The following is an 18,695-nucleotide window of genomic DNA, read 5'->3' as shown; positions in this document are numbered from 1 at the left end:
GTAAATAAAAGGATATCATTTATGTACGTTCACTTCCGAAAGGCAATAAAAAAAGAAAACTATCAGACAGTGAGAAAAAAACAGAAGTAAATTTGGCTTTACACAAACTTTTCTGAGCAAATTCACGAATTATTTCCATTAGCATTATGAAGAAAACATGACGGCATTTAATGCCGCAATTTCCTATCATCTTGAACATGCTGTCCTGCAGGATGCAAATAGCCCTGCTATCAATTACGAAAAATTCGCGATCAGTAGAGGACTGGAAGCTATGATCATTTCCACATCTACTGAGATCATCATCGGCAAGCTCGAAATCAAATGGAAACTCAAACTGACCAAGGAATTGCAGAACCATTAAACCATTAGTTAATCCACTTTAGAACCATTATGCTCCTATTACCTGAAATTAAGCTATGGGACTGCTATTGGGAAATAGCATCGAAGATCGTTCCCAATTTATGAACCTGCCTAAAGGCACTAACAGCCTATCTTCCACCTCTATCTTGGTTTTACGGCAACAGATGGGAGCAATCGCAGCATGAACAGCAATTACCTGGGTATAATAACAATAGAATGATTTAAAAACAGTACACCTTATTTATCAAACCAAGAAGACATCAGGCAAAGATTATTTCAGTAATTCTTGAAAAGAAGCGAATACGCCACTTTTGTTCAACAACCACATTCCGAGTCGTTCATAAGCAACACCTTCGCTAATTTTATAGGTAAAAAAAGGTAAACCTTCTTTATCCTTCTCAATAGTCAATTTTTTAAATTGGATATTGTCCAGCTTTTTTAGTTTTTCAGCCAGTTCCGCAATATGGGAAGACACAATGGCGAATGGGCCATCAATTTCTGTAAAGAATTTCATCACTTCAAAGATTGCCTGGGAGGCATCATCGTTATTCGTACCTTTAAACAGTTCATCCAAGATGATCAAGGCATTTGATTGGGGCTGTAACTGATCAGCTATTTCTTTGAGCCGAATACCTTCATTATAAAAATGACTGTATCCGAGGTCTATGTTATCGTTTATATTAATTGAAGTGAATAAGCCGTCCAGTACATCCGTTTCCATGGTTAAGGCAGGCACAGGAAAACCGATATGGGCTAAATAAACAGCGATCGCTATCGACTTTATTAAAGAGGATTTACCTGCCATATTAGCCCCTGTTAGAAACCACACCTGCTCTGAGCGAGCCATTAAAATATCATTGGATACGGGTTTTTGGTGAAAAAGATGATATAGTGCCTCAATACGCAGTTTTCCTGTTTCTCCCTTTTTTGAAAAAACAGGAAAACAATGGGTTTTATCCTTGAAAGATTTCGCTATCGCCAAATATGCATCCATTTCGTACAAAAAGCCTAAGATGGATTTAAGTTCATTCAATAGCTCACAGCGAATGATATGATGATAAAAATCAAAGTTAAAATGAGTAACATGGAGTTTAGCACGGTGAAAATTTTCGGTTTTCAATATTCTTTGCAGACAATATCGGGATTTGTCGAAATATTCAGCGATATCCCAGTCACCGTTGACAGTAATTACCTCCGCTAGAAAGCGATGAAATTTTAACAGCACATCAACGATTTCGATCATCGATCGCTTGGTATAAAAATAGGTTGAAGAACTTACTCTAAATACATTTAACAGATAGAGTGAAGATTTGGTGTTTGCTGTTGCCACTAAAAACCTTTCCAGGTCCAACAGTATGGATCTATCAAAATAAAAAGAATGATCAACGAATGGCAACAAACGCTTTATCTTTTTATGCCTTGCGGCGATCAAAGTCAAATTAGTGGTTGGGGATAAAAAAAAACACTGCAGTGCCCGATCTCCCCCTTCGGTCGTTGTATTGTTAAAGAAATCAAAAACACTACGTCCCAATGTACTGCTGAGCTGCAGGTCTTTCTTCGTCTGTTCGTCAATTAGAAATTTGTTATCCATTTTTTATGTCACAAATACCGCCTCGGAAGGATAAATTATTCCCCTCCTTTAGTTTATTGTTGATCATGCCATCACAAAAACATCCTCTGATCGTCTCTAACTAAATTAACTAAAAATCTGGCGAATACATCGCTCAAAAAATATATTTACAAAATATGACTTCACAATAAGATAACATAACGCTAACACAAAATCATTCTTCTTCTGTTTAACTTAGTAAGAATGAATGACATGACTTGCAATCGTCTTATTTCTACTGTACTTTTAAGTTTCAGTATCCTGTTATGCTCCTGCGGCAATAATGACCATACCATCAAGATGAAAGGTTCCGATACCGAGGTCAACCTTGCTGTTAATCTTGCCGAAGCATATAACAAGACGGATCCAACCTTCAGTATGGCCATTTCAGGCGGCGGTTCAGGTTTGGGTATTACTTCACTTTTGAATGGACAGGCAGATATTGCAAACTCCTCACGCCCGCTTACCGAAGAAGAACAGGCACTCTTTCAAAAGAAAAATATGCGGCTGAAAACCGTAGTTTTTGCCGAAGATGCTACCGCTTTCGTTGTTCATAGCGACAATCCGATCACGGAAATCGATTTAAAAACACTTTCAAAAATCATGAGTGGACAGATCGAAAACTGGAAATCTATTTCCGGACAGGATGTTCCGATCAATATCTATGGTAGACAGAGCAGTTCGGGGACTTATTCTTTTATTCGCAAGAAATTAAAAATTGCCTATAGCCAAAAAGCAAAGGAAATGACCGGTAATGCACAGATACTGGAAGCCATCAAAATTGACAAGTCGGGTATCGGTTATGTCGGTGCCGGTTATATTTCCAAAAAGATTCAGGACAACAAAGGAATCAAGGTGTTGAAAATCAAAAATGGAGGAGATTCCAGTGCCATATCGCCCTTAGATCCGGCAGCCATAAAAAATAGATTATACTTTTTCCAACGGCCCCTCTATCAGTTTATTCCCGAAAAATCATGGGACAAGGTCCTGTCATTTATCCAATTTGAGACCAAAGGGGAGGGAACGAAGATTATTGAAAACTCAGGTTATTACCTTATCCACTAAAATAACATGCAGTACAAAAAACGAATAGCCATCGATAAGATCGCCAAAATCATATTCAAGTCTACCGGATATTTGGTCCTTGCGCTTCTAGGGGGAATCTTTTTTATGTTGCTCTATAATGCCATTGCTTTCTTTCTGGAAGTTTCACCGCTCGATTTTATTACTGGAAGCCAATGGAATCCCACTGCTGCAGAGCCGGCATACGGTATTTTGCCTTTAATTGTGAGCACTTCGATTGTTTCGCTGGGCGCCATGCTGATTGCCATCCCACTTGGCGTAGGGACAGCAGCTTTTATTTCCGAATATGCGAGTCCCAAGCTCAAAACAGTTTTAAAACCGACCATAGAGATGCTTGCCGCAATCCCTTCCGTCGTGATCGGTTTTTTGGGGATCGTGCTCGTTGGCCCCGGTATAGCAGATCTGAACAACTTACCCAATGGACTGAATGCGTTGAATGGTGCCATATTATTGGCGATTATGGCCCTGCCGACCATCATTACCATTTCTGAAGATGCCATTCATGCGGTACCACAAACCTACCGTGAAGCAAGCTATGGTCTTGGCGCCTCCCGTTGGCAGACATTGCGCAAGATCACGATCCCGGCAGCAGCGCCGGGAATCATTGCAGCAGTCATGCTGGGACTGGGAAGAGCGATCGGAGAAACCATGACCGTACTCATGGCAACCGGCAATGCCGCGATCTTCCCAAAAGGATTTTTTGATTCGGTCAAAACTATTACTGCAACGATCGCCATTGAAATGGGTGAAGTCCCTTATCAGACAACACACTATTATGCGCTGTTTGCCATCGCGATTGTCTTATTCTTTATGACTTTGATAGCCAATCTAATTGGTGAATATTTTATTAACCGCTTTAGAAAATATCATGCAGCATAAATTCAAAAAACTGGCACCGATCGTCGAATGGAGTACACTTCTCCTCTCCACAGGACTAGTCTGCTTCTTTTTATGCGTGATTCTATACGACATCTTTACCAAAGGCTACCAGATACTGTCCTGGGAGTTTGTCTCCAAACTGCCTACCAATGGCATGACACAGGGTGGTATTCTCACCCCGATTATTGGTACTGTATTTCTGACATTGATTACGGCTATCTTCTCCATTCCCTTTGGAATCTGTTGCGCCATTTACCTCAACGAATATGCAGAAAATACCTGGCTGACCCGAACGATCCGTGCCTCTATCCGTAATTTATCCGGTGTCCCATCTATTATCTATGGTCTCTTTGGTCTGGCCTTATTTGTCCAGGCGCTGAATTTCGGAACGTCGATTCTATCCGCCGGACTGACCTTAGGCCTCTTGTCTCTTCCTTATATTATTACAACGACCGAAGAGGCCCTGCTCCGTATTCCCCGGAGCATGCGCGAGGCAGCATTGGCCGTGGGTGCCACGAAATTCGAATCAATCAAAGACGTCGTGCTTCCCGCGTCCTTACCCGGCATACTGACGGGAATTGTCCTGACACTCTCCAGAGCTGCCGGCGAAACAGCCCCCATTCTCTTTACAGGCGCGGCATTCTATATCACCAATTCCTTTGGCAACATTAATCAGGAGTTTATGGCACTGCCCTATCACCTGTATATGCTGTCTACACAACATCAGTCTATCGAAGAGGTCAGACCCATCGCTTACGGTACAGCTTTAGTCCTTATCGTCGTAGTCTTCCTTATGAATTTAACAGCTTTCTACATTCGGTATAAGTTTAGAAATAATGAAAAGTAAATTGGTCGCTGAACATCTCAACCTTTGGTTTGGGAGCAAACAGGTGTTGAAGGATATCAATATCGAATTTGAAGAAAATAAAGTTACGGCATTGATCGGGCCATCCGGCTGCGGCAAGAGCACCCTCTTGCGAAGCCTGAACCGAATGCATGACCTCTATCCGGAAGCTCGGATCGAGGGCCATATCAAACTGGATGGCCGCGAGATCTACCAAAAGGACGTAGAGGTCACTGACCTGCGCAAGCGCGTGGGGATGGTATTCCAAAAAGCCAACCCCTTCCCTAAAAGTATCTACGAGAACATCACTTATGGTCTCAAGATCAACAATCTGCTTGCTGACAAGGCAACCGTGCAAAAGGCATTGGAAGAAGCATATATCTGGGAGGAAGTCAAAGACGATCTCAAAAAGCCCGCTACTCGGCTTTCCGGTGGACAGCAGCAAAGACTCTGCATCGCCCGTGCAGTAGCCTTGCGTCCCGAAATTATTTTAATGGACGAACCTTGTTCGGCATTAGATCCGGTGAGTACCCTAAAGATTGAGGAACTTATTCACCATTTGAAAAAAAAATATACGATTGTCATCGTCACACATAATATGCAGCAAGCACAGCGTGTGGCTGATAAAACAGTTTTTATGTATCTCGGTGAGATTATTGAACAGGGGGATACACATCAGATTTTTAACAACCCACAACACGAAACCACTCGTAATTATATCAGTGGACATTTTGGTTAACCCCACCCAGCAACTCCGAAACACACCTTCTGTGTGCAGGTCCACTGCTTTCTCTCATGTTCGGCGAATTCGTGTATCGCCGAACATATTAGAACACAAAATCAATTTAACAACGGTAACCTATTCAGCTATTAGCTTCCAAAAGGATCAGTCTTCTTTTCTGTTTTTAGTATCCCGATCAGATGCTGTAAGGCCTTTTGCAAACGTTTGGCATCATCTTCGGTCTGGATAGCCCATAAGATTTCTTCAGTATTCGCCGCCGATTTATAGCGGATCTGATAGCCGGCCTTTACTCTTGCGATAATAAGGGGTTCCGACTTAGAAATATCACTCCGGTAATGTTGCCCTGTCGACAGAAACACAGTCAGGACTTTCCCGTCTACCGTAACGGTATCAATTTTGGTTTCTTTGTAGTGGTAAGCCATCTTATACAGCTTGTTGATATAGGCTATCGTTTGCTGTTTGTTGAGTGCCGTATGCTGACCTTGTGACGGTGTCCCCATTCCTATAAAAAGGAAGCAACATAAAAGGAAATTTTTCATTCGAAATAGTGTTATTTATCTGCTCTTTATTAACCTGTGCTGGTATTCAGCCGACACACAAAATGGTAAGCAATTATTCAGCCTTAAAAATATCTATTTATTTATGATTTTCCGATGCCTATTTTTTTAAAAGTCCGCTTGCCCAAGCCGAACATACAACAAATTGACAGCTATTCTATCTGTACAACGCTTTAAAATGAAACAAACCTTTAAAATAAAACTCCCGGAACAGCGATTAGTCAACACATTATTGCTTTAAAATTTAAACAGGAAATTAACTACAATTTTGCTTTCGATAAGTCGCGTGCATTTTCAGCCATTCGGATAAATTCTGCACGGTAGCCTTCATCGTCTGTTCCCTTTGCGGTCTTCGCCCGTGCGATCAAACGATCAAAATCAGCCTGCTGTTTAAAATCCGAATCACGAAGTAATAGTCCCAGTTCGGCCACTGCAGTTGCAAAACGTAAATCTTCACTGACCTTATTCAAATCAGTAACCTTCGTCGGCACGACCTGCTGCTGCAATTTGCTTTTTTCACCCTCAGGTTCCTTATAACGGAATTTGACCGTCGCCAATTCTCCATTTCGCCTGACCTCGATGTATTTCGTCGAATTTTTCTGGTATTTTAATGGATCGACTGTCCCCACCATCGTCGAGTTGACTCCCACAGGAACGATCTCATATAGCGCTGTAACCACATGGCCTACCCCCATATCGCCACCCATCTTTTGATCGTTGTTGAAATCTTCCGCTTCAAGCAGGCGGTTTTCATAACCGACCAGCCGATAGGCCTGAACATTATTCGGATTAAACTCTACCTGAATCTTAACATCTTTGGCCACCGTGAATAATGTGCCGCCAAATTCGGTGACCATGGCTTTTCTAGCTTCTGAAATATTATCAATATAAGCATAGTTACCATGCCCTTTATCGGCCAAGATCTCCATCTTGCTATCTTTCAGGTTTCCCATACCATAGCCGAGCACGGTCAGAAAAACCCCCGATTTGCTCTCTTTCCCAATCAACTCCTCCATGGATTCATCGCTACTCTCCCCTACGTTGAAATCGCCGTCACTGGCCAAAATAATTCGATTGTTTCCACCCTTGACCAAGTTTTGGCGGGCAATCGCATAGGCTTTTTTGATCCCCGCAGCACCGGCGGTACTTCCCCCGGCCTCCAGTTCGTCTATGGCCGTTTTGATTTTCATTTTCTGACTACCGCTTGTACTCTCCAATTTCACGCCGGCCGAACCTGCATAGGTGACAATAGCAACACGGTCAATATCGCGCAGCTGATCCACCAACATTTTTAAGGAAGATTTCACCAAAGGCAATCGCCCCGGCCCCATCATTGATCCGGACACATCAATCAAAAAAACCAAGTTTGAGGCTTTAAGTTTGTCCGTTGGGATATCTTTGGCTTTTAACGTCACGCGCATCAATTGGTGGTCATTATTCCAAGGAGCATTGGTCAATTCGGTTACAATATTCACGGGTTCGCCATTCTTTGGTCCCGCTACCTCGTACTGAAAATAATTGATCATTTCCTCTACACGTACAGCGTCTTTATCGGGTAAACTGCCCGCATTGATAAACCGGCGCACATTGCTATATGAAGCGGCATCTACATCTGCAGCAAATGTTGACAGCGGCTCTTTCATTGGATTGATAAACTTATTTTCTTTGATTTTTTGATACGATTCCTGATTTTGATCTGGTACATACGGCATTCTCCTTACATTTAAATTTGCAGCCTGTCCAGACAATGCTGCGACCTTCTGCACCGATCCGACCACACTCTGCATAGCTTTTGGAGTATACCCCATAACCACTACTTCATCCAGTGTACGGTTATCCTGCACCATAGCTACATCTACTTTCGCCTTGCTCTTTACCTGGATACGCTGGGTAATATAACCGAGATAGCTGAATTCCAGGATTGCCTTCCCTGCTTCCGCCTGAATATGGTAATTCCCATCACGATCGGTGGATGTGCTTTTCTTCGTTTGCACATTTGTCACGACCACGGCACTCAATGCCAATTTTGTCGTTGCATCCGTCACTTTCCCTTTCACTTCATATTTTTGTCCAGCATATCCACCGACGGATAACAGCAGGCTCATTAAAAAAAGTATTGTTCTCATAACCTTCAAATTTTTGTCAAGGGATGCGGCAAATATTAAATTTCCATAAACCAGAAAAAAAAAATATTTTTAGCAAATAAAATGTTCGCATTCAAGTCGTCAAAAAAGGATTCAACGCAAGATCATGAGCTCTTGCAACAGTATCAGGAGACAACAGATCTCAAGGTATTGGGCGACCTCTATCAACGACATACCGAGATGGTATATTATGTATGTTTGCGGTATCTTCAAGATCCAGAACTGAGCAAAGATGCGGTGATGAATATTTTTGAAGAGCTTATCTACAAAGTTAATAAGCAAGAAATCAAAGACTTTCCAAGATGGCTATATGTGTTGAGCAAAAACCATTGCCTGATGTATTTAAGGTCAAAAAAGAACAAATCACAAATTTCTTTGGATGAATTTGTGAAATATCCCGAAGAGCTGCATCAGTATGAACAACACGACGAAAAAGAAGAACAATTGACGGCCATGGAAGGCTGTCTGGAAAAATTACCGGACAAACAGCAACAGTCCGTCAGACTCTTTTTTCTGGAGGAAAAATGTTACAAAGAGATCAGCGACTCGACAGGATATAGCTTAAATGAAGTGAAGAGTTATATCCAGAATGGGAAGCGGAATTTAAAAAATTGCATGGAGGCTTGGAATGAGCGACAGTAATTACGACATAGTGTACTTAAAGAAATACGTCAATGGCCTACTTTCTCCCAAAGAGATGTATGCCATTGAACGTGAGGCCCAACGTGATCCCATGTTGGCGGATATTCTTATGGGTATAGAAATGGATCAAAACAACACTGTTTCTTCCGAACTCAATGCGTGCATTGCACGACGTGTCGAAGACAAAAAAGAGGCAAAAGTAAAAGTCTTTGACTGGAAACGACTGGCCATTGCCGCCAGTGTGGTTGCTATTTTAGGCATAGGGATTATCTATTTCCAACAACAGAAAAACCCGTCCGAAGCAAACCGTACAGCTGATATAGCCTTGCCGGCTGATGCACCGTCATCAAAGTTAAGCCCTCAGCCCGATACTGCTGCCCCAACTGTTATTGAGCCCGATCTCAAAGAACAGGATATTCCTCGTTTGGCTGACAACAACAAACCTTCTGATATCCGCCAACATAAACAAGAGGAAGCCATCCCCGCTCTTAAGGAACAGTCCTTGCGTGTAGCCCCGGTTGAAATGAATAGGGGCATTCAATCGGATAGATCCATACGCGATTCAAAATTGATGGATAGTGCAGTGGTATACGGTTACGCGCCAACAGCAAAACAGCGTGTCACAGGAAGTAATGTTATTATCAGAGGCGATCAGCTCAATGCCCTTGCCGGCCGTGTAGCTGGCGTCAATGTTAGCCCGCAAACGAGCGGAAACCCTTTGCAGGTCACTGTACGTGACAAAGAGACAGGCCTGCCGATTTCGGGTGTTACGATCATGCAGCCAAACAGTAAACTGGCTACAAATACCGATGCTCAGGGCAAAGCCACTATCCAGCCAAGTACAGTAGACTCGCTGGTTGATATTATGGCTGTGGGCTACAATACGGTTGCCTTAAATATGCGCCGCAACAAAAACCTGAACATAAAACTACAACCTTCCAGTGCAACACTTGAGGAAGTGGTAGTCACCACCATGTCCTCCCGGAAAACAAAAAGCGCAGAGCCGGTCTGGGGATGGAAATCATTTAACAATTACGTCAAGAAGAAAACAGCCAACAGCCGGTATGAAGGCACGGTACGCCTAAGTTTCTATATAGATAAAGATGGGTTCCCGTCCAATATCAACATCTTACAAAGTGCAAATGATTATCTGGACAATAAAGCCAAAGAGATTTTACTTTCAGGCCCAAAATGGCAAGGTGAAGACAACCGATACGTCACACTGACTTTTGATTTTACGTATTAAAATCCACCATCTCCTTCCATTTCAGCGAATAGCTTTCCGCTAAATTATTGCCCGAGCACAGCTGCAGAGCCCACCTTTACTTTGGTGAGCGACCCTTTTTATTTTCTTTCTCTAAGATGCCGTAAGCCTAAACCTGTTGATAAAACAAGGATTTTAACACAAAATTTTATCCGCTAAAATTTTAAAATTATTTCATACATTCGCTATATAATTCTTAACCATATAGTGACTTTTTATGAAAGGTTTTTTCACCGGCCTGCTTCTTTTCGGCAGTTTTTTGGCTCATGCCCAAGATTTTTCATTTGGTAAATTAAAAAAAGAGGATTTCGCCATCGATATTGGTCAACTAGACACTGCAGCCAATGCATTTGTGATCCGCGAATACGGCTCCGCACAGGTCAACTACACCTCACATGCCGGCCTAGTTGTCGAATTTATCAAACACGTCCGGATCAAAATTTTGAACAAGGAAGGTTACCAGCATGCAAACTTCAGCATCCCGCTCTTTAAAAGTGGAAATGACCGTGAAACCGTCACTGATATCAAAGGAGCCTCCTATCATCTGCAAGGAGACAAAATTGTCGAAACTGAAATGACAAAGGCCAATATCTTTAATGAAAATTCTTCGGAAAACCTTTCCCTGACCAAGGCAGCCATCCCACAGGTTCAGGAGGGAACAATTATTGAATATCGCTATAAAACGGAATCACCCTTTATTTTCAATCTCAATGCCTGGGAATTTCAGGAGGAAATCCCCAAAATCTACAGTGAATATGTCACACGCATACCGGAAATCTGTCATTATAAATCCAATTTAAAGGGAGGCTTTCCTATTAAAGACCGCAAAACAGATAATTATAACACAGGGCTGCATAGTGAAATCGGTGACATTCTGGGCAATAGAACGACCTATATCATGGAGAATATTCCGGCCTTCCACAGTGAAGACTATATGACCTCTTCGAAAAACTTCCGGTCTATTCTATTTTTTGAACTCGGACGGTATAGTATCCCAATGGGACCCACAAAAGACTTCTCCCTCACCTGGGAGAATGTACGGGAAAAATTGGTTGCAGACGAAAGTTTTGGTGGCCAGGTTAAACGAAAAGGTGCATTGAAGGATTTTATTGAACCTGTATTGCGGGGGGCAAACAATGACATCGGAAAGGCTTCGCGTCTCTACGCCTACTTCCAGAAACAGATCAAATGGAACAACAAGCACTCCATCTATGCAAAAAACATCAAGGAAGCGCTGGAGAAAAGAACGGGCAATAGCGCCGACATCAATCTTGGACTGGTCAATGCGCTTCGTTACGCGCAACTGGAGGCTATCCCGGTTATCCTATCAACTCGCGACAATGGTTATGCAGGATTGTATGCGCCCGCAATATCGGAATTCAACCATGTCGTTGCCCAGGTAAAACTTGGCGAGGAATATTATTTATTGGATGCCACTTCACCCTATGAACCATTCGGAAATATTCCCTTAAAATGTGTCAATTATCAAGGCCGTTCTATTCCTTTGACTGGCGAATCCGACTGGGTAAAACTGGAATCAAAACTGTCTTCCTCGCAGCATAATTTCTTTTACGGTGAATTAATGGAGAACGGCATGCTCAAAGGAAAATGGACAACCTCTCGGAATGGCTATATGGCATCAAGAATGCGTGAACGCCTACAGGAAAGCAACTCTGAAGAGGAGTTTTACGAAAAATGGGATGAGGAAAACAACCGGATCAAAATCAACAGCTTTAAGGTATCCAATCGGGATTCCCTGGACAAACCGCTAACAGAAGAGTTTGAAATTGAAATTGAAAATTTTGCCAATCTACAGAATGACCAACTGGCATTTAACCCCTATTTAGATAGCAAAACCTCCAAAAATCCTTTTAACCTGACCGAACGTAATTATCCGATTGATTTTGGCTCCCTGATCCAGGAGGAAAGTTACATGGAGATAAAACTGCCAAAAGGATATTCCTACGCTCCCGAAACAAAATTAAAAAATATCAGTATGGCTTTACCGGAACGTGCAGCCCGCTATATTTTTAAGGTCAGCAATGCAGATCCGAGTGTCCTGCTTATTGAAAGCGCAACCCAATTCAACAAACCACTGTTTCTGCCTGAAGAATATTTTGATCTAAAGGAGTTTTTTAGCCGGATCATCCAAGCACAGAAACTGGATATTTCACTAAAGAAAATCTAATCACCTCCTTAACAAAAACTTCATGTTATATTGATGATAAGCTTAAATAAAGATGATAAATTTGAATATCAAAAAAGAAGAAATAAAATGATTAAAGATTCAGAATTATTCGAACTAGAACATACCTTCCTCGGTGAAGGTTTCGAGTTAGATGGTGATGACATTATCACCGATGAAGACTAGGTCTTCACTTTTTAAGCAAGTATTATTCCCCTTATATAATCTCTAAGCCCGGTTGATTCCTCTCCGGGCTTTTTCTTGTCTTTTTTATTTTCGTTTCTCCGCCATGATGCTCACTGCGACAGCAAATCAATCTTCGATGGATCTCCGCCCCTTTTCCGAAAGGAGACTTGCGTAGGATTTGATGTTCAAAAAGACAGGACAGTTCGTTACTTTCTGGAAACGCGGCAGCCAAGGTCAGACAATCCCATTTACAATTGACGATGAGCCCCCAATCCAGACGTCAGGGAAAAATTAACGCATATCCTGGGTTAGTTCCTGATAAGCCTCATGCAGCAGCTGAATTGCTTCGCATAGATCCCTTTCATCGAGATGGGCAAAACCTAACCGGAGAGCAGTGATGGCCCTGTTCTGATACAAGCAATTACTGGGCAGCAACACACCTTTTTCCTTTGCTCTTTCCTGCAAGGCGGTTAGTGAAAAACTGGAATTAAACCGGACCCAAAAGGCTAATCCCGAAACCGGAACCTCAAAGGTGATCTTATCTCCAAAATGGTTATGCAGCAATTGTGCAAATAAGTCTTTTCGCTCAGCGACTATTTTTTGAAATTTGCGTTGATAACGAAATATATCACCCTGATGGATAATTTCACCCAATGTTTTTTCAATCATAAAATTGGGTTTCCCAAAAAGATTGAGGTATTTTTTCCCTTCTTCCAAAAGATCCTGTGGGGCAATCAAAAAATTCATTTGAAAACCAGGATCTAGAAAACGGCCGAAACTACCTGTGTAAATGACACGCTGACCGCCATTCTTCCGAAAAAGGGATTCCTCTTTACCTTTGATCAACGAAGACTCGAAATCAACATCATCTTCGATCACGATAAAATCATACTGCTCGGCCAGCTGCAGCAGTTGTATTTTTCTTTTTTCCGAAAGGCTTACAGTGGTCGGGTACTGACATTTTGTATTGATATACACACATCTGATCTCACCGGGTTTATATTGTGCCGCGATGTAATCAATATCCATCCCGGCAGCATCCAAAGGTACTGTTTTCAATCTGGCGCCGGCTTGGCTAAAGATCATATTCGGCAAAAAATAGCTTAGACTTTCGACCAGCACGATATCTCCCTGCTGGATCAATAAACGTGATAAAATAGAAAAGATCTGTTCCCGACTGGCAATGGGCAGTAAAAAGTTGCGGGAGAGATGAAACCCACGTGTTAGGTTGAGATAATAACTCAATTGATCCCTGAAAAACAGATTCCCGTCGGCCGTGGCCGGCAATTCATCGCTCTTCTTTTTCCGTTTCACCATCGATGCATAGAAACGTACCAGTTCTTCGGTCTCTATGATCCGGTAATCTGGGGTGCCGTCCGTAAAATAATATTTTTCGGGAGTCTCAAACACAGGCGTATCCAGAATCAATTCCCGTCTAAAAGGATATGGAGCCCGATCCGGAGGCTGCCGAAAAGCTGCAGCCGGAGAAGCTGCATTAGCAACACGTTCGGGGTTTTTCACAAAGGTACCTCGGTTTGGCAGAATCTCCACCCAGCCCTGCTCTTGCAGTTCGGCTAATGCGGCGACAACGGTTTTCCGGTGCACCTTCAGTTCCGTAGCGACCTTTCGGCTTCCCGGGAGAAGATCCCCCTCCTCCAGCAGGTTGCGTTTGACAGCATTAATAAATTGATAGACGATCTGTATATAAACAGCATCCTCCTTGCGGCGATCAATCTTAATAATTGAATGAAAAGCTATACTTACCGGACTACTCATTATGTTTATTTCGGACTACCAAAGTTAATGTTTAAACTGTAATCTTTGCAATTCATCCAAAAAAATACGTTTATAAAAATTTAAAACACAGGTAATTTTATCACAACAACACACTGATTTACAAACGATCAAACAGAAGAACATGAGCATTGAAAGAAAATGGACACAAGCCGAAGTTGTCGCCCTATATAACAAGCCGATTATGGAACTATTGTACGAAGCAGCGACGGTCCATCGCCGTCACCATGACCCGAATAAAGTACAGGTTTCCACATTGATTTCCATAAAAACAGGAGGATGTCCGGAGGATTGTGCCTACTGCCCCCAGGCGGCGCGGTACCATACTGATGTGAAGGCCGAACGACTGATGAGCGTTGAGCAGGTCAAAGTACAGGCCCTGGCCGCCAAGGCTGGCGGCAGTTCGCGGATATGCATGGGTGCTGCCTGGCGTAATGTCAAAGACGGGCCTGAGTTTGACCAGGTATTGGATATGGTACGTACACTCAACAGACTCGACATGGAAGTATGCTGCACCTTGGGAATGCTGACCGAAAATCAGGCACAACGGCTATCGGAGGCCGGACTTTATGCCTATAACCACAACCTGGACTCTTCTGCAGAATATTATGAAGAAATCATCTCGACCAGAAGTTACGGTGACCGTCTTGAGACCATCGAAAATGTGCGTAAAACCAATATTACTGTATGCAGCGGCGGTATTATAGGTATGGGCGAAACCATAGCCGACCGTGCGGATATGCTGATTACACTTGCCGCTCTCCTACCACAACCTGAATCGGTACCAATCAATGCGCTGGTTCCTGTCGCGGGCACACCGATGGAAGCGATGGAAACAATATCCATCTGGGAAATGGTACGTATGGTTGCTACCGCACGTATTTTACTGCCACAGACACAGGTCCGTCTATCCGCAGGCCGTAGTAACATGAGCCGCGAAGGACAGGCACTATGCTTTTTTGCGGGTGCCAACTCGATTTTTGCAGGCGACAAACTACTTACGACCCCCAATCCCGACATCAATGAAGACCTCGCGATGTTCAAAACCCTGGGCCTGATTCCGCAACAGCCCTTTGAGAAAAAAAGCCAGCCCGAAACAATCGCGGCAGAAGCCGCTCAATATCATGCATTGGGCGAACGCCCGCAATGGTCGAGACCCGATCATAGCATTGAACGAAACCTTGCCAAACAACAGGAGAAATAAAACAAAGTCAGTGTTCAGCTTTTGAAAACAAAATAAAAATAATGACACAATACAACGCTACGGACGATTTCGACAGACAGCATTTATGGCATCCATATACCCGCATCACAGATCCGCTACCGGCCTACAAGGTACGTCGCGCCGAGGGTTGTACGATTGAACTGGACAATGGGCAGCAGCTTATCGACGGGATGTCATCCTGGTGGTGTACCATCCATGGCTATAACCACCCAGTATTAAATGCTGCGGTAACTGCCCAGCTCGGTAGCATGTCCCATGTGATGTTTGGCGGATTGACACACGAACCGGCGATTGCGCTGGGTAAAATACTTCTCGAGATCACTCCACCTTCGCTCGAAAAAATATTTTACGCCGATTCCGGTTCCGTTGCCGTGGAAGTGGCACTTAAAATGGCCGTACAATACTGGGTAGCGCAAAACATGGTCAACAAAACTAATTTTGTCACCGTTCGTTCAGGCTACCATGGTGACACCTGGAATGCCATGTCCGTATGCGATCCTGAAACCGGAATGCACCGCATTTTCGGCAATACCCTTCCAATACGTTATTTTGCAGAAGCCCCCAAGATCGGGTTTGATGAATCCTGGGACGGGAGCGATATTGCTTCCCTGGCAGAGCTGATCCGGACACATCGGGACGAATTGGCCGGACTAATCCTTGAACCCATTGTCCAGGGTGCCGGAGGAATGCGTTTTTATCATCCGGAATACCTGCGCCGGGCAGCTAAACTTTGTAAAGAGCATAACATCCTATTGCTATTTGATGAAATTGCCACGGGATTCGGCCGCACGGGAAAGCTCTTTGCTTACGAACATGCCGCTGTAGAACCGGATATCCTCTGCATCGGCAAGGCATTGACAGGTGGATATATGACCTTGTCGGCCGTCATTACCTCTACTGCTATTGCAGAAACGATTTCCAATGGTTATCCCGGCACATTTATGCACGGCCCAACTTTTATGGCTAATCCGCTGGCCTGTGCGGTAGCCCATGCGTCGGTCAAATTATTGTTGTCCACAGACTGGAAAGCAAAGGTAAAATCCATCGAAGCACAGCTACAGCAAGCGTTTGCTCCGGCAAAAGACTTCCCTCAGGTGGAAAATGTAAGGGTGCTGGGCGCCATCGCTGTCATCGAGATGAAAAGCCCAGTCTCCATGGCCCACATACAACAACGATTTATTGAGCAAGGTGTCTGGATCAGGCCTTTTGGCAAACTGGTTTATATCATGCCGCCCTTTATTATTAGTACAGCGGAGCTAGACAGGTTAACACAGGCTTTGCTCCGGGTTGTCAAAGAAATCAATTAATGGAAAAAAATCGATTACATAGCTTCGCGGATGAGCTCCATGAACTCGAAAAACAAGGCAATAGCCGTGAGCTCCCCTGGATTACTCAACAGGGAAATACCATACGAAAGGGAGAGCAAGCGAGCTATAATCTTTCCTCAAACGACTACCTGGATCTCGCAAGAGATACCGCGCTACGCGAAGAATTCCTTCAGTTGCTCGATAAGGACAATGCGATTTTCAGCGCCTCATCTTCACGCCTGTTGACAGGCAACCATATGCTGTACGCAGAACTTGAAACGCAGCTCAGCATGATGTTTGGGACTGAAAACGCACTGGTTTTTAACAGTGGCTATCACATGAACATGGGTATCCTTCCTGCTATCTGCCATAGAGACACCCTCATTCTGGCCGACAAATGGGTACATGCCAGTCTAATTGACGGCATCCGACTTTCGAAGGCTCCGCATTTCCGTTACCGGCATGGCAACCACGCCCATCTCGAAGAATTATTGGCAAGGTATGCTTCCCGCTTTGAGCGCATCATTATCGTCACCGAAAGTATTTTCAGTATGGACGGCGACTGCACAGACTTAGCTTACCTGGTCAGTCTCAAACATCGCTATGCCAACGTTCTGCTTTATGTCGACGAGGCCCATGCAGTGGGTGTCCGCGGTCTAAAGGGGCTGGGTTGTGCCGAAGAACAAGATTGCATTGCTGAGATTGATTTCCTGACCGGAACCTTTGGAAAAGCGCTGGCTTCCCTGGGCGGCTATCTTGTCTGCCGGCAAGCTATCCGCGATTATCTGGTCAATAAAATGCGAACACTACTGTTTACAACAGCTCTTCCTCCGGTCAACCTCATGTGGAGTTTATTTGTCCTAAAACGCTTGGACGGTTTCACAGAGCGCCGTCAGCAACTCCATAAAAACAGCGAATTGCTCAAACAGGAGATCCTCGCAAAAGGTTATGATTGTCGTTCGGAAAGCCATATTCTTCCCCTGATTATCGGAGACAGCAAGACGGCAGTACTGAAAGCCGAAGACCTACAACGGAAGGGGTTTTATGTACTCCCTATCCGCCCACCCACCGTACCGGAAGGAACCTCAAGGATACGCATTTCATTAACAGCAGGCATAAAAACGTCACTCATCCACCAACTTGCAGCAAGCTTATGATACTCAAAAAAATCTCCCCGGTACTTCATGCCGTAAGCCCGGACAATCCAATTCTGATGGATTATACCAGCCCACCCAACAAAACGCTCGTGTTATTTTTTGCAGGCTGGGGAATGGATGAACAGCCCTTTTTGGCAAACGGTAGGTCTGACCGGGATCTGATCATTGCCTATGACTACCATTCCCTGGCACTGGACGAAAGCCTGCTCTGGGGATATCAGGAGATCCAGGTTTTTGCCTGGTCTATGGGGGTATGGGCCGCCGCACAAGTATTACCCGGACTGAAATCCAGAAATTATCCAATCCGTACCTGTACGGCAATCAATGGTACAGCGTTTCCGATCGATGATGAAAAAGGTATTCCCAGCCAAGTATTCAAAGGTACCCTCGCTACACTGAGCGAACGGACACTGGATAAATTCCGGCTACGGATGTGTGGCTCAAGGGAGCTGTTGCAACAGTTTCTTGCCAACGCACCGAAGCGTGATATCGAAAGCCTCCAAAAGGAGCTGATCGCTATCGAAAAGCAGGTCGAAGCGTATTCAAGTACGGCTTTTCAATGGGATCAGGCTTACATCGGAACGGAAGACCGAATTTTTAGCCCTGAAAATCAGCAACGCGCCTGGAATCATACCCCGCACAGGTTTTTCGATGCGGGCCATTATCCTGAAAAATTAGTTCAAGAGCTTTTGCAGCAGGTTTAAAATGTGTAGTTTA

Annotated in this window: 18 protein-coding genes; 14 read left to right on the top strand and 4 right to left on the bottom strand. The window is 43.9% G+C overall.

What is annotated here, in order from left to right; all coding sequences use genetic code 11:
- Positions 1-157 precede the first annotated feature (157 nt).
- The gene (locus tag HMAT_RS17295) at positions 158-361 is read left to right on the top strand and encodes a hypothetical protein (RefSeq protein WP_104384121.1); all 204 of its coding nucleotides are present in this window, start codon (positions 158-160) and stop codon (positions 359-361) included.
- 270 nt (positions 362-631) lie between these two features.
- Here HMAT_RS17295 and HMAT_RS17290 read toward each other — a convergent pair whose 3' ends face one another.
- A complete protein-coding gene (locus HMAT_RS17290; RefSeq protein WP_104384120.1) occupies positions 632-1,951 on the bottom strand; it encodes a hypothetical protein in 1,320 nt (439 codons plus the stop codon).
- A 231-nt stretch (positions 1,952-2,182) separates the two neighbouring features.
- Between HMAT_RS17290 and HMAT_RS17285 the strand changes: the two genes are divergently transcribed.
- The 4 genes from HMAT_RS17285 to pstB are packed head-to-tail and all read left to right on the top strand — an operon-like array spanning position 2,183 to position 5,514.
- Positions 2,183-3,034 (top strand): substrate-binding domain-containing protein, encoded by an 852-nt coding sequence (locus HMAT_RS17285; RefSeq protein ID WP_104384450.1) that lies wholly within the window; start codon positions 2,183-2,185, stop codon positions 3,032-3,034.
- 6 nt (positions 3,035-3,040) lie between these two features.
- Positions 3,041-3,931, top strand: coding sequence for a phosphate ABC transporter permease subunit PstC (gene pstC / locus HMAT_RS17280; protein WP_104384119.1), 891 nt, complete (start codon positions 3,041-3,043; stop codon positions 3,929-3,931).
- Entirely contained in the window at positions 3,921-4,778 is an 858-nt protein-coding gene (pstA, locus tag HMAT_RS17275) for a phosphate ABC transporter permease PstA (RefSeq protein ID WP_104384118.1), read from the top strand. Before pstC ends, pstA begins: the two co-directional genes overlap by 11 nt.
- Entirely contained in the window at positions 4,768-5,514 is a 747-nt protein-coding gene (gene pstB / locus HMAT_RS17270; RefSeq protein ID WP_104384117.1) for a phosphate ABC transporter ATP-binding protein PstB, read from the top strand. The genes pstA and pstB overlap by 11 nt, the downstream gene beginning before the upstream one ends.
- Before the next feature lie 131 nt (positions 5,515-5,645).
- Here the strand turns inward: pstB and HMAT_RS17265 are convergent, their stop codons facing one another.
- On the bottom strand, positions 5,646-6,056 hold the full coding sequence (locus HMAT_RS17265) for a hypothetical protein (RefSeq protein ID WP_158655975.1): 411 nt from the start codon (positions 6,054-6,056) through the stop codon (positions 5,646-5,648).
- A 278-nt stretch (positions 6,057-6,334) separates the two neighbouring features.
- Entirely contained in the window at positions 6,335-8,200 is a 1,866-nt protein-coding gene (locus HMAT_RS17260; RefSeq protein ID WP_104384115.1) for a VWA domain-containing protein, read from the bottom strand.
- An 81-nt stretch (positions 8,201-8,281) separates the two neighbouring features.
- Between HMAT_RS17260 and HMAT_RS17255 the strand changes: the two genes are divergently transcribed.
- The 5 genes from HMAT_RS17255 to HMAT_RS27785 all read left to right on the top strand — a co-directional run bounded on the left by HMAT_RS17255 (position 8,282) and on the right by HMAT_RS27785 (position 12,790).
- The gene (locus tag HMAT_RS17255) at positions 8,282-8,860 is read left to right on the top strand and encodes an RNA polymerase sigma factor (protein WP_104384114.1); all 579 of its coding nucleotides are present in this window, start codon (positions 8,282-8,284) and stop codon (positions 8,858-8,860) included.
- Positions 8,847-10,106 (top strand): carboxypeptidase-like regulatory domain-containing protein, encoded by a 1,260-nt coding sequence (locus HMAT_RS17250; protein WP_104384113.1) that lies wholly within the window; start codon positions 8,847-8,849, stop codon positions 10,104-10,106. Before HMAT_RS17255 ends, HMAT_RS17250 begins: the two co-directional genes overlap by 14 nt.
- 235 nt (positions 10,107-10,341) lie before the next feature.
- A complete protein-coding gene (locus HMAT_RS17245) occupies positions 10,342-12,312 on the top strand; it encodes a transglutaminase domain-containing protein (RefSeq protein ID WP_104384112.1) in 1,971 nt (656 codons plus the stop codon).
- A 33-nt stretch (positions 12,313-12,345) separates the two neighbouring features.
- Complete coding sequence (locus HMAT_RS27455) at positions 12,346-12,495, top strand: hypothetical protein (RefSeq protein ID WP_233789415.1); 150 nt, start codon at positions 12,346-12,348, stop codon at positions 12,493-12,495.
- A 181-nt stretch (positions 12,496-12,676) separates the two neighbouring features.
- Positions 12,677-12,790, top strand: coding sequence for a MepB family protein (locus tag HMAT_RS27785; protein WP_104384111.1), 114 nt, complete (start codon positions 12,677-12,679; stop codon positions 12,788-12,790).
- Here HMAT_RS27785 and HMAT_RS17235 read toward each other — a convergent pair.
- Positions 12,787-14,271, bottom strand: coding sequence for a PLP-dependent aminotransferase family protein (locus HMAT_RS17235; protein ID WP_104384110.1), 1,485 nt, complete (start codon positions 14,269-14,271; stop codon positions 12,787-12,789). The genes HMAT_RS27785 and HMAT_RS17235 overlap by 4 nt on opposite strands.
- Before the next feature lie 142 nt (positions 14,272-14,413).
- Between HMAT_RS17235 and bioB the strand changes: the two genes are divergently transcribed.
- From bioB to HMAT_RS17215, 4 genes are read left to right on the top strand one after another with little or no spacing between them, the layout of a single operon-like run.
- Positions 14,414-15,493 (top strand): biotin synthase BioB, encoded by a 1,080-nt coding sequence (bioB, locus tag HMAT_RS17230; RefSeq protein ID WP_104384109.1) that lies wholly within the window; start codon positions 14,414-14,416, stop codon positions 15,491-15,493.
- Between the two features lie 41 nt (positions 15,494-15,534).
- Positions 15,535-16,821, top strand: coding sequence for an adenosylmethionine--8-amino-7-oxononanoate transaminase (bioA, locus tag HMAT_RS17225; RefSeq protein WP_104384108.1), 1,287 nt, complete (start codon positions 15,535-15,537; stop codon positions 16,819-16,821).
- A complete protein-coding gene (locus HMAT_RS17220; RefSeq protein ID WP_104384107.1) occupies positions 16,821-17,978 on the top strand; it encodes an 8-amino-7-oxononanoate synthase in 1,158 nt (385 codons plus the stop codon). Before bioA ends, HMAT_RS17220 begins: the two co-directional genes overlap by 1 nt.
- Positions 17,975-18,682 carry a DUF452 family protein gene (locus tag HMAT_RS17215; protein ID WP_104384106.1) on the top strand — a complete coding sequence of 236 codons (708 nt, stop codon included), beginning with the start codon at positions 17,975-17,977 and terminating at the stop codon, positions 18,680-18,682. The genes HMAT_RS17220 and HMAT_RS17215 overlap by 4 nt, the downstream gene beginning before the upstream one ends.
- The last annotated feature ends 13 nt before the right edge of the window (positions 18,683-18,695 follow it).

The organism is Sphingobacterium sp. HMA12 (genome assembly GCF_002933815.1).
In the GTDB taxonomy this organism is placed as follows: domain Bacteria; phylum Bacteroidota; class Bacteroidia; order Sphingobacteriales; family Sphingobacteriaceae; genus Sphingobacterium.
This window is presented reverse-complemented; position numbering and strand designations above follow the sequence as displayed.